The organism is Polaromonas sp. JS666 (assembly GCF_000013865.1).
Lineage (GTDB): Bacteria > Pseudomonadota > Gammaproteobacteria > Burkholderiales > Burkholderiaceae_C > Polaromonas.
On record NC_007948.1, the window covers coordinates 4,168,844 to 4,183,564 of the forward strand.

The 14,721-nt window shown below is 62.9% G+C and carries 13 protein-coding genes; 2 read left to right on the forward strand and 11 right to left on the reverse strand.

The window, feature by feature from the left end:
• Positions 1 to 15: 15 nt before the first annotated feature.
• Positions 16 to 822 carry a transporter substrate-binding domain-containing protein gene (locus tag BPRO_RS19860; protein ID WP_011484860.1) on the reverse strand — a complete coding sequence of 269 codons (807 nt, stop codon included), beginning with the start codon at positions 820 to 822 and terminating at the stop codon, positions 16 to 18.
• A gap of 340 nt (positions 823 to 1,162) precedes the next feature.
• Here BPRO_RS19860 and BPRO_RS19865 point away from each other — a divergent pair, with 340 nt between their 5' ends.
• Both BPRO_RS19865 and manD read left to right on the forward strand, forming a co-directional pair.
• On the forward strand, positions 1,163 to 1,900 hold the full coding sequence (locus BPRO_RS19865) for a FadR/GntR family transcriptional regulator (RefSeq protein ID WP_011484861.1): 738 nt from the start codon (positions 1,163 to 1,165) through the stop codon (positions 1,898 to 1,900).
• Between the two features lie 52 nt (positions 1,901 to 1,952).
• Positions 1,953 to 3,164 carry a D-mannonate dehydratase ManD gene (manD, locus tag BPRO_RS19870; protein WP_011484862.1) on the forward strand — a complete coding sequence of 404 codons (1,212 nt, stop codon included), beginning with the start codon at positions 1,953 to 1,955 and terminating at the stop codon, positions 3,162 to 3,164.
• Positions 3,165 to 3,397: 233 nt separating this feature from the next.
• Here manD and slmA read toward each other — a convergent pair whose 3' ends face one another.
• From slmA to asnB, 10 genes are all read right to left on the reverse strand, one after another.
• A complete protein-coding gene (gene slmA, locus BPRO_RS19875; RefSeq protein WP_011484863.1) occupies positions 3,398 to 4,048 on the reverse strand; it encodes a nucleoid occlusion factor SlmA in 651 nt (216 codons plus the stop codon).
• A 169-nt stretch (positions 4,049 to 4,217) separates the two neighbouring features.
• Entirely contained in the window at positions 4,218 to 5,705 is a 1,488-nt protein-coding gene (locus tag BPRO_RS19880) for a sensor histidine kinase (RefSeq protein WP_081430584.1), read from the reverse strand.
• A 148-nt stretch (positions 5,706 to 5,853) separates the two neighbouring features.
• Positions 5,854 to 6,546 carry a response regulator gene (locus BPRO_RS19885; protein ID WP_011484865.1) on the reverse strand — a complete coding sequence of 231 codons (693 nt, stop codon included), beginning with the start codon at positions 6,544 to 6,546 and terminating at the stop codon, positions 5,854 to 5,856.
• 194 nt (positions 6,547 to 6,740) lie between these two features.
• Positions 6,741 to 7,658, reverse strand: coding sequence for an acetylglutamate kinase (gene argB / locus BPRO_RS19890; protein WP_011484866.1), 918 nt, complete (start codon positions 7,656 to 7,658; stop codon positions 6,741 to 6,743).
• Positions 7,659 to 7,735: 77 nt separating this feature from the next.
• On the reverse strand, positions 7,736 to 9,667 hold the full coding sequence (locus BPRO_RS19895; protein ID WP_011484867.1) for a polysaccharide biosynthesis protein: 1,932 nt from the start codon (positions 9,665 to 9,667) through the stop codon (positions 7,736 to 7,738).
• An 18-nt stretch (positions 9,668 to 9,685) separates the two neighbouring features.
• A complete protein-coding gene (locus tag BPRO_RS19900; RefSeq protein ID WP_011484868.1) occupies positions 9,686 to 10,039 on the reverse strand; it encodes an H-NS family nucleoid-associated regulatory protein in 354 nt (117 codons plus the stop codon).
• Between the two features lie 81 nt (positions 10,040 to 10,120).
• Entirely contained in the window at positions 10,121 to 10,681 is a 561-nt protein-coding gene (locus BPRO_RS19905; protein ID WP_011484869.1) for a sugar transferase, read from the reverse strand.
• On the reverse strand, positions 10,665 to 11,627 hold the full coding sequence (locus BPRO_RS19910) for a UDP-glucose 4-epimerase family protein (protein ID WP_011484870.1): 963 nt from the start codon (positions 11,625 to 11,627) through the stop codon (positions 10,665 to 10,667). Before BPRO_RS19910 ends, BPRO_RS19905 begins: the two co-directional genes overlap by 17 nt.
• Positions 11,624 to 12,754: a glycosyltransferase family 4 protein gene (locus BPRO_RS19915; protein ID WP_011484871.1), complete on the reverse strand. Its 1,131-nt coding sequence runs from the start codon at positions 12,752 to 12,754 to the stop codon at positions 11,624 to 11,626. Before BPRO_RS19915 ends, BPRO_RS19910 begins: the two co-directional genes overlap by 4 nt.
• A complete protein-coding gene (gene asnB, locus BPRO_RS19920) occupies positions 12,751 to 14,721 on the reverse strand; it encodes an asparagine synthase (glutamine-hydrolyzing) (RefSeq protein WP_011484872.1) in 1,971 nt (656 codons plus the stop codon). Before asnB ends, BPRO_RS19915 begins: the two co-directional genes overlap by 4 nt.

The following is a 14,721-nucleotide window of genomic DNA, read 5'->3' on the forward strand; positions in this document are numbered from 1 at the left end:
GTAAGCAGAACGTGATCAAAACGTAGGCAGTTCAGGCAGCGGGGATCCGACCCACTTGCGCGCAATCTCGTCAAGCTCGCCATTGACCTTGATGTAATAGATCGTGTTGTTGAGCCACTGCTGCAGCTCGAAAGCGTCCTTGCGCACAGCGATCGAATTGGGCTGCTTGCTGAAAAAGAATTTCAGCGCCATATCGCCATCGGGCCGGGCCTTCAGGCTCTGGTTGGCCATGGTGTCAGGCTCCGCACACGCATCGATCTGGCCCGAGAAGACGGCCTGGATCACGGCGGCATCCGTGTCAAAACGCACCACTTTCAACCCGACCAAGCCCTCCTGTTTCACCAGCGCGGCTTCCACGCTGGAGCCACGGTTGACCCCCACCTTCTTGCCTTTCAGATCGCCCCAGTCTTTTACCTTCAGGGCCTTCTTGGCGTAAATGCCGACCTGGAAGGCGTTGTAGGGAATGGTGAACATCACCGTCTTGGCCCGTTCTGGCGTGGGCGCCAGGGTAGAGACCAGAAAGTCGACCTTGCCAGACTCCAGTGCCGGGATGCGTGCCGGCGGCTCCAGCGCCACCATCTCCAGAGGCACGCCCAAATACTTGGCGATCAGGGCCGCCGTATCGGCGTCATAGCCCACGGGGTTACCGGACGAGTCCACCGCGCCCATGGGCGGCGCCCCCACCAGGACGCCAATCTTGACCTTGCCCCGCTTGATGATGTCGGTGACGGTCTGGGCCGACGCCATGGTGCTTGTCAAAGCGACGCTGGCCAGCACAGTCAGGCCGACCGCCGCAACTCTGAGAATTTTCTTGATCTGCATAGAGGTCTCCGCTTGGGTTTGATTTGAAAAAGCCAGGTTTTGGAAAGAGCTGGCCTGACACCAACTGAACGGAAGTTTAAAAGTGGCAACCAAAATCACCATAGTGGTAAACCACTAAGCGGTAAATTGGTATACCACTTATAGTTTGGTCTAACCAGCAAGCGGCACGCGATACACTTATGCATACCTGTCAATTTCATGGTGGCCAAAAAAGCAGTAAATCCGGCGACACGTCGATGAAACGCCCTGTTGAACGGTCAGAATCGGCGGTCTCTGGCCTAATTGGTAAACCATCTTCATTTTTTGTGCCTGACAGGCCGGCCCTTCTGGCGCCCCTCTTATGAACCTCCAACTCATTCCCGCTGCCGCTGCAAAACCTTCCACTGAAGAGACCGACGTCGAGCGGCCCTACCTGCGGCTGGCCGCGCAGATTCTGGCGCTGCTGGCGCACAAGGGCGTCAAGGCGGGCGAACGCCTGCCGTCGGAACGGGCCCTGGCCGAACAGTTCGAGGTCAGTCGCACCTCGGTGCGCGAAGCCATCATTGCGCTGGAACTGCAGGGAGCCGTCGAGGTCAGGGGCGGCTCCGGCGCCTATGTGATCCAGACCCCGGCGACGGCGACACAAACCCCGGTCTTCATGCCAGAGGCAGGGCCGGGGCCGTTTGAGCTGTTGCGCGCACGCTGCCTGATCGAATCTGAAATCGCCTCTGTGGCTGCGGAGACGCGCAAGGACGCCGATCTGGACCGCATCTTCGAGGCCCTGGCCGATATGCGCCTGCACATGGACGACAAGGTGGCCAACGAAGCCGCCGACCGCCGGTTTCATCTGTATATCGCGGAGTCCACCGGCAACAGCGTTTTGCTGCAGATGGTGACCGCGATGTGGGACCATGCCAAAGGCCCCGTGTGGGCCAAGATTGACCAGCACTTTCACAGCCCGGCCCTGCGCGTGTCGTCGCAGGAAGACCATCAGCGCGTCTTCGATGCGCTGATGGCGCGAGACCCCGTAGCGGCACGCACCGCCATGCGCGCTCACCTGGAGCGCGTGATCAAGGAATTCGCCCAGGCCTGGCGCTAAACAGCGGCCCGGTCCCCCGCCCCGTCCATTCACTGAAACCCCAGCACGCATCATGAAAATCACCAACGCCCGCGTCATCGTCTGCAGCCCCGGCCGCAACTTCGTCACGCTCAAGATTGAAACCGATGAGGGCCTGACCGGCATCGGCGACGCCACGCTCAATGGCCGCGAGCTTGCGGTGGCGAGCTACCTGACCGACCATGTGATTCCCTGCCTGATCGGGCGGGATGCGCACCAGATTGAAGACATCTGGCAATACCTTTACAAGGGTGCGTACTGGCGGCGCGGGCCGGTCACCATGAGCGCCATCGCCGCGGTCGATACGGCGCTGTGGGACATCAAGGCCAAGGCCGCGAACCTGCCGCTGTACCAGCTGCTCGGCGGACGCAGCCGCACCGGGGTGATGGTCTACGGCCACGCCAATGGCAAGGACCTCGAACAAACCGTCGATGAAGTTCTGCGCTACAAGGAAATGGGCTACCAGGCCATTCGCGCACAGAGCGGCGTGCCGGGACTGGACAAGGTCTACGGCGTAGGCAAAGGCACGCTGTTCTACGAACCCGCGGACGCCGACCTGCCCGGCGAGCATGACTGGAGTTCGGAGAAATACCTGCTGCACACGCCCAAACTGTTCGACGCAGTGCGCCAGGCCGTCGGGCCCGACATTCACCTGCTGCACGACGTGCACCACCGCCTCACGCCCATCGAGGCGGCGCGGCTGGGCAAATCACTGGAGCCCTACCACCTGTTCTGGATCGAGGACGCCACACCGGCGGAGAACCAGGAAGCGTTCAAACTGATACGCCAGCACACCACCACGCCGCTGGCGGTGGGCGAAATCTTCAACTCGCTGTGGGACTGCAAGGACCTGATCCAGAACCAGCTGATCGACTACATTCGCGCGACGGTGGTCCACGCTGGCGGCATCACGCACCTGCGGCGCATTGCCGACTTTGCGGCGATGTACCAGGTGCGCACCGGCTGCCACGGCGCGACGGACCTGTCACCGGTGTGCATGGGCACGGCCCTGCACTTTGACACCTGGGTGCCGAACTTCGGCGTGCAGGAATACATGCGGCACACCGAGGCGACCGACGAAGTGTTTCCGCATGCCTACAGTTTCAACAAGGGTTTCATGCACTGCGGCGAAGCTGTCGGTCACGGCGTGGAGATCGACGAGAAGCTGGCCGCCAAATATCCCTACCAGCGCGCCTACCTGCCGGTTAACCGGCTGCAGCATGACGGCACGTTGTGGAACTGGTGAATAAGCTCACCCCTGCTGACGCTCACTGCGTGTAGCGTCCCCTCCCCTTCCAGGGGACAGGCGCCTTGGGGCCGGCAAAGCCGGACCCCGGCCCCCACTGGAAAAGAATAGCCCTTAGCTGGCCTCCCCCGGGGGGCTTGCCAGCTGGGGCCGCGGAACGGGCTTTGCCCGGCCGCAGGCGCCGTCCCCTGGAAGGGGAAAAGGCGCGACACGAAGTGCGCGTCCGATAGGGGTTAGCCCAATATACTGGCCAGGCTGGCTTCGAGATGCTCCGACGGCAGGCGCTTGAAGCCCGAGCGGGCAAAGCGCTGCAAACGGCCGACCATGAAGGCCACGATCACCGAGGCACGCACCTGAGCATCGACCGTGGGCGTGGCGGCGCCGCTGGCGGCCGCTGCGTCGCGCAGGCTCTGCTTGAGGCTGGACTCGAGCTTGTCGAAGAACTGGTTCATGCGCTCTTGCAACCGGTCATTTTCAAACACCAGTGCATCGCCCACCATCACACGTGTCATGCCCGGATTCTTTTCGGCAAACTGCAGCACCATCACCACGAGTTTGCGGGTGCGCGCCGCATGGTCTGTCTCGCGCTCGCCGATCTGGTTGACCAGCGTGAACACGGTTTGTTCGATGAACTCGATCAGCCCTTCAAACATCTGCGCCTTGCTGGCGAAATGCCGGTACAGGGCCGCCTCGCTCACCTCCAGCCTGGCCGCCAGCGCCGACGTTGTGATGCGTTCTGCACCCGGCTGCTCCAGCATGGTGGCCAGTGCCTGAAGGATCTGGACCCGGCGCTCACCCGGCTTGGGACGCTTGCGCACGGCGGACTCGGCAGAAGCTGGCGTGGCGTTCGGGCTCAGTTCGGATTCAGACGCTAAGTCGGACATAAGTGGCGGTATGAAGAATGTTTCAAAAAACCGGGGATCGTTGCAATTGATTCTCTCACAGCCGGATGGCAACTCCCGGCCTGCTGCGCGGGTCGTCGTGAATGGCGCAGCGCCAAAATGGCCAGTTCAGCAATTCTGCAACAGCGAGACCTCGCACCACGCCAAAGAACTACAGACGCAGGCGCACCCGCAAACCGCGCGGGCCTTGCGCCGCATCACCTGCATCTCCACCAGTGCCTTGGCAGGCATAGTCCAGCTCCAGCTGCGAATGGTGCACACGGGCGATCTCATCGGCAATCGCCAGTCCCAGGCCGTTGCCCTCACCGACCGTGCCCCGCACGCGGTAAAAGCGCTGCAAGGCCTTGGCGCGCTCCTCGGGGGCAATGCCGGGCCCGTCGTCTTCCACTTCCAGAAAAACGCCCCAGCGCCGATGCACGCCGTTGGCCTCACCCTCACCTTCAGCCGCGCGCGGCGGGTGCGTGTCAGGGGCCTGATCACCCGAAGCGGGAAGAAGGCCGCAGCGAATCGTCACCGTGCCGCCGGGCGGGGTGTATTTGACGGCGTTGTCCACCAGATTGCCCAGCAGTTCCCGCAGCAGCCACTCGTAGCCGTTCACTTGCGCAGAGCGGGCGTCCAGCCCCAGGTCTATGCCTTTGCCAGTAGCGGCATCCAGATGCAGGGGCAAAATCGATTCGCACAGGTCCTTGAGGTCCACCCGCTGCGTGGGCTGGGCGCCCATGGCCGACGCGTCAGCGCGCGACAGTGCCAGCAACTGGTTGGCCAGTTGCGAGGTACGCCTCGTGGCGCTGCGCAGCTTGATGATCTTGTCGGCAGACAGCAGGATGGCGCCGTCCGCCCCTTTGGCCCGCGCGGCCTGCGCCCACGCCTCGACTTGGGCCTGCAGCCCGGCCAGCGGAGTACGCAACTGGTGCGCAGCGTCGGCGACAAAGCGACGCTGTCCGTCGGCCTGGTCATTGACGAGGCCAAACAGGCGATTCAGGGCGCTCACCAGCGGCTGCACCTCGGCCGGCGTGGTGAGCGGGTCGATGGCGCTCAGGTCCCGCGGGCTGCGGCGCTCCACGGCTTCCTTCAAATCAATCAGCGGCTTGAGCGCGCGCGTGACGGCCCAGTTGACGGCAAACCCCGCCGCCACCACCAGAATGAAATTGGGCAACAGCACCTTGAGCAGGATGGAGCGCACCCACTGCTGGCGCGGGTCCGAGCCGTCGGCCAGCTGCACGATCAGCTCGCCGGCCACGGTGTTCACGCGCTGCACCGCAATGCGGTAAGTCACGCCGCCGTCCTCCATGCTGTGAAACTCCGGCTCACGGGTCGCCGGCAGGATGTCGGCGATCCAGGGGTCGCCCGCCAGAAACCCGCCCTTGGCATCGGAAATGCGAAAGCCCGCGGAGCCGGCAAGACCCTTGATGAAGTCCTCCAGTGCGGGGGCGAGCAGCAGCACCGGCGCGCTGTCCGGCGTGGCACCGGGCGCCACTACCGAATCGGTCAGCAGGGGAATCAGCCGCAGCAGTTGCTCGTCTTTTTGCAAGGCCACGTTGCCAGCGGTCTGGTAGTCAAAGTAAATACTCACCAGTGCAAAAATACCAAGCGGAACGAGCAGCAGCAGCAGCAACCTGCGCTGCAGGCCCGACTTCATGGCGGCGGGCATCAGCCGGCTGTTGACGACATGGAAAGCGCTGGCGTGAAGGCGGCTCTTCAGGCCAGTATTCAGACCACTACTCAGGTGGCGTACCAGGTCGCTTAACCGGGCAAACCAGGCACGGCCGGGGGAGCTCATACGCACACTACTCCACACCGGCACCTGGCGAAACCTCGCGCAACTCCAGGCGGTAACCAAAACCCCGGATGGAGCGCACGGCAATGCCATGCGGCTCCAGCTTGCCGCGCAGGCGCGAGATATAGACCTCGATGGCGTTGGGCGTGATCTCCTTGTCCCAGCCGGTCAGGGCCTGCAGCAGCTTGTCCTTGCTGGCGGGCTTGGGGGCATTGATCAGCAGGTACTCCATCACGGTCCATTCGCGCGGGCCCAGCTCGATCAGCTGGCCGTTGGCGTGGGCCTGGCGGTTGGCCGTGTCCAGCTCCAGCGCACCAAAGCTCAGGGTGGCGCTGGTGGCGGCCTGCGAGCGGCGCAGCAAGGCGCGCAGGCGCGCCAGCAGCTCGGGCAGCTCAAAGGGCTTGACCATGTAGTCGTCAGCGCCGATGTCCAGCCCCTGCACGCGATCCTGCAGCGCATCGCGCGCCGTCAGAATGAGCACCGGCATGGCCAAGCCGCCGCGCCTCAGGCGCCGCGTGAGTTCCAGCCCGTCGAGCCGGGGCAGGCCGATGTCAATGATGGCGGCATCGAAGGTCTCGCCCTGCAACACCTCTTCGGCGCGCTCGGCGCTGCCGACCCAGTCGACCGCATATCCGGCGTCGCTGAGCCCCAGCTTGATGCCGCTGGCCAGCATCACATCGTCTTCAACAAGCAGGAGTCTCATCTAGGCTCCCCCCCGAAGCGCCTTCGGCGCCTCCCCCTCAAGGGGGCGCCACCTGTGGCCCGGCAAAGCCGGTTCCACGGTGGCTGCTTGAGAAGGGTCCGGACGCGCCATCATGGGTCTAGTGGACTGTAACGATTGAATCGGAAGCACTCTACACAGGGAAAAGTTCACTCTCTTTTCTCCGTTACAGGTCACTAGTGCGACCGGATCATCGTGCCGTAGGCCTGATCGGTCAAAATTTCCAGCAGCATGGCGTGCGGAACCCGGCCGTCAATGATGTGGACCGAATTGACGCCGCTCTTGGCCGCGTCCAGCGCACCCTCGATCTTGGGCAGCATGCCGCCCGAAATCGTGCCATCGGCAAAGAGGTCGTCAATCTCGCGCGCCGTCAGGTCGGTCAGCAGCTCACCCGCCTTGTTCAGCACGCCGGGCGTGTTGGTCAGCAGCACCAGCTTTTCGGCCTTGAGCACGGTCGCCAGCTTGCCCGCCACCACGTCGGCATTGATGTTGTAGCTTTCATTGGACTCGCCAAAGCCTATCGGGCTGATCACAGGAATGAAGGCGTCATCCTGCAGCGCCTTGACCACGCTGGGGTCAATACTGACGATGTCGCCGACAAAGCCGATGTCATGCTCTTTGGCCGGGTCGTCCTTGTCCACCATCTTGAGCTTTTGCGCGCGGATCAGGCCGCCATCGCGCCCCGTCAGGCCGACCGCCTTGCCGCCGGCCTGGTTGATCAGGCCGACGATGTCCTGCTGCACCTGACCGGCCAGCACCCACTCCACGACCTCCATGGTTTCCTCGTCGGTCACCCGCATGCCCTGGATGAAATGGCCCTTCTTGCCCAGGCGGTTCAGCGCCGCCTCAATCTGCGGGCCGCCACCATGCACCACCACCGGGTTCATGCCGACCAGCTTGAGCAGCACCACATCTTCGGCAAAGTCGGCCTGCAGCGCCGGGTCGGTCATTGCGTTGCCGCCGTATTTGATGACCATGGTCTTGCCATGGAACTTGCGGATGTAGGGCAGCGCCTGGGCCAGGATTTCGGCCTTGTCGCGCGGGCCTACATGGGACAGGTCAGGATCGTCAGCGGTTACGGTGGGTTGGGTCATGGCAGTTATTCAGGAAAAGTCAATGTGCAAATTGTGCCGCATGCGCGTGCCGGCCCCTAAATACCCGTGCCGGTCCCTCAGGACGCGCCCGGTTTGGGGCTGTAACCCTGCACATGCCGTGCCAGCAGGCCGTTGATGGCGGCCAGGTCATCCTGCTGCACCGCCACGCCCAGCGCCCTCAATTCGGCCGACAGCTGCGGCCACGGCGCCAGGGATTCATGCGCCTTCATGATGCGGGGATGCGCGGTTGCTTGCGGGTTGTTCCCAATCAGCAATTCCTCGTACAGCTTTTCGCCAGGGCGCAAGCCGGTGACTTCAATGTCGATGTCACCGTCCGGCGATTCGGCGTCGCGCACTGTCAGGCCCGACAGCTCAACCATGCGGCGCGCCAGATCCAGTATCTTGACCGGCGCGCCCATGTCGAGCACGAACACGTCACCGCCGCTGGCCATGGCACCGGCCTGCAGCACCAGCTGGGCGGCTTCCGGAATGGTCATGAAGTAGCGGGTGACCTCGGCATGCGTGACCGTCAGCGGCCCGCCTTCCGCGATCTGCCGGCGAAACAGCGGGACCACGCTACCGCTTGAGTCCAGCACGTTGCCGAAACGCACCATGGTGAAACAGGTCTGGTTGACCACTCCGCGTGGTGGCGCTTCAGTGCTGCCACCACCGCCACAAAGCATTGGTGCCGTCTCGGCGGCCAGCGCCTGCAGCACCAGCTCAGCCATGCGTTTGCTGGCCCCCATCACATTGGTCGGCCTGACGGCCTTGTCGGTAGACACCAGCACAAAGCGGCTGGCGCCTTGCTCTATCGCCGCCCGGGCCATGTTGAAGGTGCCGAACACATTGTTTGCAATACCTTCGCTGGCGTTGCTTTCCACGAGCGGCACATGCTTGTAGGCCGCCGCGTGGTAAACCGTGACCGGCCGGTAGCGCTGGCAGAGCGCCGCCATGCGCGGGTAATTGGCGACACTGCCCAGCAGGGGCACCAGCTCGATCCTGAGGCCCTGCACCGAACACAGGGCCAGCAGTTCCTGGTGGATGCTGTACAAGCCAAACTCGTTGTGGTCCAGCAGCAGCAGCTGGCGGGGTTGCTGCAGCGCAATTTGCCGGCACAGCTCGCTGCCGATGCTGCCGCCCGCACCGGTGACCAGCACCACCTTGCCCGTCAGGTCGCGCGCCAGCAATTCGGCATCAGGGGGCACCGGGTCCCGGCCCAGCAGGTCCTCCACATCCAGCTCACGGAAATCACGCACGGTGACACGGCCACTGGCCAGATCGGCCAGACCCGGCAGCGACCGGACGTGAACCGGTAACTCGCTCAAGCTGTCAATAATCGCATTGCGGCGCTCCCGGGAGGCACTGGGCAGGGCCAGCAGGATGTCGGTCACCCCCTGGTACAGCACCAGGCCCGAGACCTGCGCCGGCGAAAAAACAGGCACGCCGTTGATATCGCGCCCCACTTTTCCCGGGTCATCGTCCACAAAACCCAACAGCACATACTGCCCCGAGTCCTCGATCGCCGAGGCCGTCTGCACGCCTGCCGTACCGGCACCAAATATCAGCAAGCGCCCTTCGGCTGTTCGATGTGGGTGGCCCAGGCCCGCCAGCCAGAACCGGGCCATGGCCCGGCTGGAGCCGACCAATAACAAAAAGATCAGGGGCTGCAAAATACCCAGGCTGCGCGGCACATTGGGCCACTGCAGCCACATCAGGGCGGCCAGCAACAACACGCCATAGACGGCAATCGCCTGCGTGGTTGCCACCAGTGCGGCCCGGCCGGTGTACCTGAAAATGGCGCGGTAGAGCCCAAACTTGATGAAGACGGGCAGCGCCAGCAGGGGGCACAGCGCATACACCCACCATTCTTCAGCACGCTGAGGAATGTGAGGTTCATCCAGGCGCAGGGAAAATGCCAGCCAGGTGGCAGCCACCGCCATCACCACATCCAGCCCGGCCACCACCAGCCGCTTGACGGCGCGCGGCCACGCCAGGATTATTTGCTGCATGTAACTTGTTGCGCCGGATCAGTCCTTGATGGCGAAATCTTCTTTGGTCCGCCCCTCGGTTAGCAGCGTTGCAAGCCAGCGCGGCGTCAAACCGCGACCGCTCCAGGTCTGGCCCTCGGGGCCGCGGTATTTGGCGGCAACGGCAATTCCCGGTTTCTTGGCAGCGCCTTTGCCAGCAGGTTTTTTCAGGGGTGCAACTTTGGCTTTGCGGCCACGCCCCTTGCCGGGCTGCAGATCCTTCAGGGTAATGCCGAAGGCCTGCATTTTGGCGAGGATGTCCTGAACGGTTTTATCAAACTCCCGGACTTTGATGTCGTTGGCCTGTTTTTGAAGTTTTTCAATTTGGGTTTGAATATCGATCAGATTGCTCATGGCCGCGTTCCTTGTTAAAACAATGTGCCTTATATTAAATCACACGAATTCGCCTGGATGATTATTTTCAGCAATTCATTATTAATGGGTAATACTGTCCCGCCTGATCACCCGGTAGAAAGTCAGGCCGATTATCTTCATATCAAAAAACAGCGACTGGCGCCGCACGTATTCGGTATCAAGCTGGACCTTTTGGAAAACGGGTAATTCGTCCCGCCCATTCACCTGAGCCCAGCCCGTCAAGCCGGGAAGGAGCTTATCCACACCATATTGGGTACGCAGGGCAATCAAATCATGCTGATTAAACAACGCGGGCCGGGGCCCGACAAAACTCATATCGCCCCTGATAATGCTCCACAACTGCGGTAACTCGTCCAGGCTGCTTTTTCGAAGAAAAGAACCTATGGGCGTGAGATAGGCCTTGGGGTCCTCCAGCAGATGCGTGGCCACAGCCGGCGTGCCCATTCGCATGCTGCGAAATTTGGGCATTTTGAAAATCCTGTTGCCCTTGCCCACCCGGTCTGACCAGTACAGGACCGGCCCCGGCGAAGTCAGGCGCACCGCCAGGGCCACCACCATTAATGGCAGCAGCAGAATCACGGCGGCGCACAGGGCCAGCACCAAATCAAACAGACGCTTCACGCAAATAGCCCTCCGCGGCTTTTTTCAGCCCCGCATCAACTGACACCGGCGGACGCCACCCCAGCAACTGCCGTGTTTTGGAGATGTCGACCTGCAAAGACCCGCACAAGCGCTGCGCCACAGCCGGCTTGCCCACCGAAGCCGCACCGAGCTTGAGCAGCGCAGACGGAACGGGGATCAGGCGTGCCGGCTTGCCCAGGGCCTGCCCCATGCGCCGCAGCAATTGCGAGGTCGACAGGTCTTCACCGTCGGACACCAAAAACGTCTGATTTGCGGCGGCCGGGTGATTGAGGCAAGTCACGATCAAATCCACCAGATTGTCCAGGGCCACCAGACTGCGCAGGTTGTGAATGGCGCCCAACGGCAAAGGCATGCCGCGCGCCAGCCAGCGCATCATGGCCTGGAAATTGGCCTTCACCCCCGGGCCGTACACCAGCGGCGGGCGAATGATGACAAGCTCCAATCCGGTTTGCGCGGCCAGTTCGCGCAGCCCCTGCTCGGCCTCCATTTTGGAAATACCGTAAGCATCCAGCGGAGCGGGCGCATCGTCTGCCGTGAACGGATGGCCCGGCTGAGTCGCCTCGCCATTGACCTTGATGGAACTGATGAACACAAACCGTCGCACACCAGCGGCCGCCGCCTGCCTTGCCAGCTGCAAGGTACCCAGCACATTGACGCGGCGAAACTCCTCCAGCGGATCGGTGGCAGCGTCTTGCATCACATGCACCCGGGCCGCAGCGTGAACAACCACCTCGACGCCGGACAGGGCCGATGACCAATCGGTCGATACAGACAGGTCGCCCACGCTTGCTACCAATGCATCCACCTCCGCGAACGCAACCGCCCGGCGCACACAGCCCACTGCCTGGACATCACGCATGCCATGGAGCCTGCGCCAGACCGCACCGCCCACAAAGCCGTTCGCTCCCGTCACCAGCACTTTCATGATTTGTCGACCAGTTCCTGGTAGATGCGCAAATGCGCAGCCACCACCTGTCGCTCATCGAAAGCGCTTTCGGCCAGCGCACGTCCTGCGTCGCCCATGGCCTGGCACCGCGCAGGGCTGTTGATCAAGACCTCCATCGCATCGGCCAGCGCCGCAGCGTTGCACACGGGAACCAATACACCAGTGACACCAGGGTCGATGGCGTCGCGGCAACCGGGCACATCGGTCGTAACCACAGCCCGCCCGCAAGCCGCCGCCTCCAGCAGCACCTTGGGCAAACCCTCGCGGTAGGAAGGCAGCACTACCAACTGCGCAGCCACCAGCACCTGAGGCATGTCTGAGCGATGCCCCCACCACTCCACCACGCCCTCGGTAACCCAGGCATCCACCTCGGCTTGTGTAAAGCTGGTCGGGTTGGCCGGATCAACCGTGCCCACCAGGGCAAACCGCGCGTGGCAGCCCCGCTGCTTGAGCAAACGCGCCGCCTGCACAAATTCGAGTACACCCTTGTCGGCCAGCAAACGCGCCGCCAGCACCACCACCGGCACGCCCCCCGGCAACGGCTGGGGGATATAGCGCTCCAGATCCACTCCCGAGCCACGAATCATGGTTACCCGGCTATCAGGCAAATCCGCTACCTTGGCCAGGCTGCGCAGATCGTCAGGGTTCTGGAAAATCACCTTCAGGTTGCGATGGCCCAAAGCCACGCGGTACAGTGCGCCCACCAGCCAGCGACGCACCTTTGCCTTGGCGCCGTGCGCCATGAATACAAAACCCAGACCCGACACTGCCGCCACGACTGCAGGCACCCCTGCCAGCCGCGCCACCAGGCCGCCCAGGAGTACGGGCTTGATGGTGACCAAATGCACCACGTCGGGCCGCACGGCCCTGAAGACCCTCCACAGCTGAGCCACCGTACGCCACGCATTGCCCAAACCAACGCTACTGCGGTCCAGCGCCAGGGGGTGTACCACGAGTCCATGGCGCTGGAGTTCATCAAGCCTGTCGGTCAAACCTGTGGCAATGTGCACCTGATAACCCTGCCGCTGAGCCTCCAGGGCGATCGGCAAGCGATGAGACAGGAAAAACCAATCCACATTCACCACGAACATCAGTGTGTGTGTCATGCGTGATTAGCCTGGAGCCAGGCCTGGAACATGAGCGCGGTCCATAAATGCGGAGCCCAATTGCGCTGCCCGCCCAGATGTTCGGCCCACTTCTGCCGAATGGGAGCAGGTTTGAAATAGCCCTCCCGCTTGAGGCGCGTCTCGCTCAGCAAGTCTTCCGCCCAGTCACGCAGCGGCCCACGCAACCAGCGGTCAATCGGCACGCCAAACCCCATCTTGGGACGGTCGATTAACGCCTGCGGCACATGGCGGTACAGCACCTGCCGCAGCGCCCACTTGGTGGTGTAGCGCCCGCCTTCCTGGCGCAGCTTGTAGTGCAGCGGCAGTCGCCAGGCGAATTCCACCACCCGGTGGTCCAGAAACGGCACACGCGTTTCCAGGCTGACACCCATGGCGGCCCGGTCTACCTTGGTGAGTATGTCATCGGGTAAATAGGACAGCATATCGAGGGCCATCATGCGCTCCACATCGGTGAGCCCGGGCAAGTCTGGCCGCCGCCCCCTCAACAAGGTAGCAGGCTCACGGCCGCCGATCACCACAGCCGCTGGATCGTGCCAGTCGGACACCATCCCGAGGTACAGGTCCTCCACTGTACGGCCCGCCATCACGCCCGCCCCCTTGTGCAGCTTGTCGCCCATATGGGCCCAGCGGGCGCTGGCTGGCATCAGCGCTGCCAGGGAGTTCAGGCTTTGCGGAGAAAACCTTGTCAACCCCCAGGCCGCTGCACGGCGTAGTGGCAGTGGCGCCGCCGACAGCTTGCGCCAAAGGCTCGCCGTGAGCTGATAACGGTTGTAGCCACCAAACAGCTCATCGCCGGCATCGCCCGATAGCGACACCGTGACGTGCTGACGCGCCAGCTGGCTGACCAGGAAGGTCGGGATTTGCGAAGAATCGGCAAACGGTTCGTCATACAGCGTGGGCAGGCGCGGAATAACGGCCATGGCCTGCTCGGGCGTCACATACAGCTCGGTATGCTCGGTGCCCAGGTGCTGCGCCACCGCCTTGGCATGCTCGGCCTCGTTGTAGGCCGCCTCGTGAAAACCGATGGAAAAAGTCTTGACCGGTCGCAACGACTGGGTCTGCATCAGTGCCACCACGGCAGAAGAGTCCACCCCGCCGGACAAAAAGGCGCCCAGCGGCACATCGGCCATCATTTGCTGACGCACCGCGTCTTTCAGCAAGGCCTCCAGCGCATCCACCGCCTCGCCGGAGGTGCCGCCAAACGGCTGTGCCACGCCGCACCTGGCAACCTCTGCACCCGACCAATAGGGCCGAATCACTGGCTCAGGCGTCTGCCGCGACACCGTGAGCAGCGTGCCCGGCGGCAGCTTGTGGATGCCCTGGTAAATGGAATGCGAGCCCCCCACATTGTTGTGCCGCATGTAGAGGCACAGGGCGTCGCGGTTGATTTGCGCCCCAAACGCCGGGTGCGCACGCAAGGCCTTCAACTCTGAACCGAACAGGAAGACAGCAGAGCTGCCACTGCCCTGCCAACCATAGTAAAGCGGCTTTTCCCCCAGGCGATCGCGTCCCAGCGTGAGCATGCGTTCCTGGCGGTCCCAAACGGCAAAGGCAAACATGCCCACCGTACGCTCTACTGCGCCCTGAATGCCCCAGGCATCAAACCCCGCCAGCAAGGTTTCGGTATCTGAATGCCCACGCCAGGCCGGTGACTGCCCACTTTTTTGCAGGTCGGCCCGCAAATCCAGGTGGTTGTAAATTTCACCGTTGTAGGCAATGACATAGCGGCCGCTCGCGGCGTGCATCGGCTGCGCACCAGCGGCCGATAGCTCCAAAATTGCCAGGCGGCGATGCCCCAGCGCCATACAGGTGGCCGCATCCAGCCAGTAGCCATCCGAATCCGGGCCACGGTGGGCAATCGCATCGGTCATGGCTTTGAGCCGGGCTGAGGCCTGCTCCCCATCGGCCGGCCACTGGCCGCTGAAATACCCTGCAAGTCCGCACAT

Excerpts from the sequence above, each read along its gene's own strand:
- BPRO_RS19860 (WP_011484860.1), bottom strand. The coding sequence starts at position 822 with ATGCAGATCAAGAAAATTCTCAGAGTTGCGGCGGTCGGCCTGACTGTG.
- BPRO_RS19865 (WP_011484861.1), top strand. The coding sequence starts at position 1,163 with ATGAACCTCCAACTCATTCCCGCTGCCGCTGCAAAACCTTCCACTGAA.
- manD (WP_011484862.1), top strand. The coding sequence starts at position 1,953 with ATGAAAATCACCAACGCCCGCGTCATCGTCTGCAGCCCCGGCCGCAAC.
- slmA (WP_011484863.1), bottom strand. The coding sequence starts at position 4,048 with ATGTCCGACTTAGCGTCTGAATCCGAACTGAGCCCGAACGCCACGCCA.
- BPRO_RS19880 (WP_081430584.1), bottom strand. The coding sequence starts at position 5,705 with ATGAAGTCGGGCCTGCAGCGCAGGTTGCTGCTGCTGCTGCTCGTTCCG.
- BPRO_RS19885 (WP_011484865.1), bottom strand. The coding sequence starts at position 6,546 with ATGAGACTCCTGCTTGTTGAAGACGATGTGATGCTGGCCAGCGGCATC.
- argB (WP_011484866.1), bottom strand. The coding sequence starts at position 7,658 with ATGACCCAACCCACCGTAACCGCTGACGATCCTGACCTGTCCCATGTA.
- BPRO_RS19895 (WP_011484867.1), bottom strand. The coding sequence starts at position 9,667 with ATGCAGCAAATAATCCTGGCGTGGCCGCGCGCCGTCAAGCGGCTGGTG.
- BPRO_RS19900 (WP_011484868.1), bottom strand. The coding sequence starts at position 10,039 with ATGAGCAATCTGATCGATATTCAAACCCAAATTGAAAAACTTCAAAAA.
- BPRO_RS19910 (WP_011484870.1), bottom strand. The coding sequence starts at position 11,627 with ATGAAAGTGCTGGTGACGGGAGCGAACGGCTTTGTGGGCGGTGCGGTC.
- BPRO_RS19915 (WP_011484871.1), bottom strand. The coding sequence starts at position 12,754 with ATGACACACACACTGATGTTCGTGGTGAATGTGGATTGGTTTTTCCTG.
- asnB (WP_011484872.1), bottom strand. The coding sequence starts at position 14,721 with ATGTGCGGACTTGCAGGGTATTTCAGCGGCCAGTGGCCGGCCGATGGG.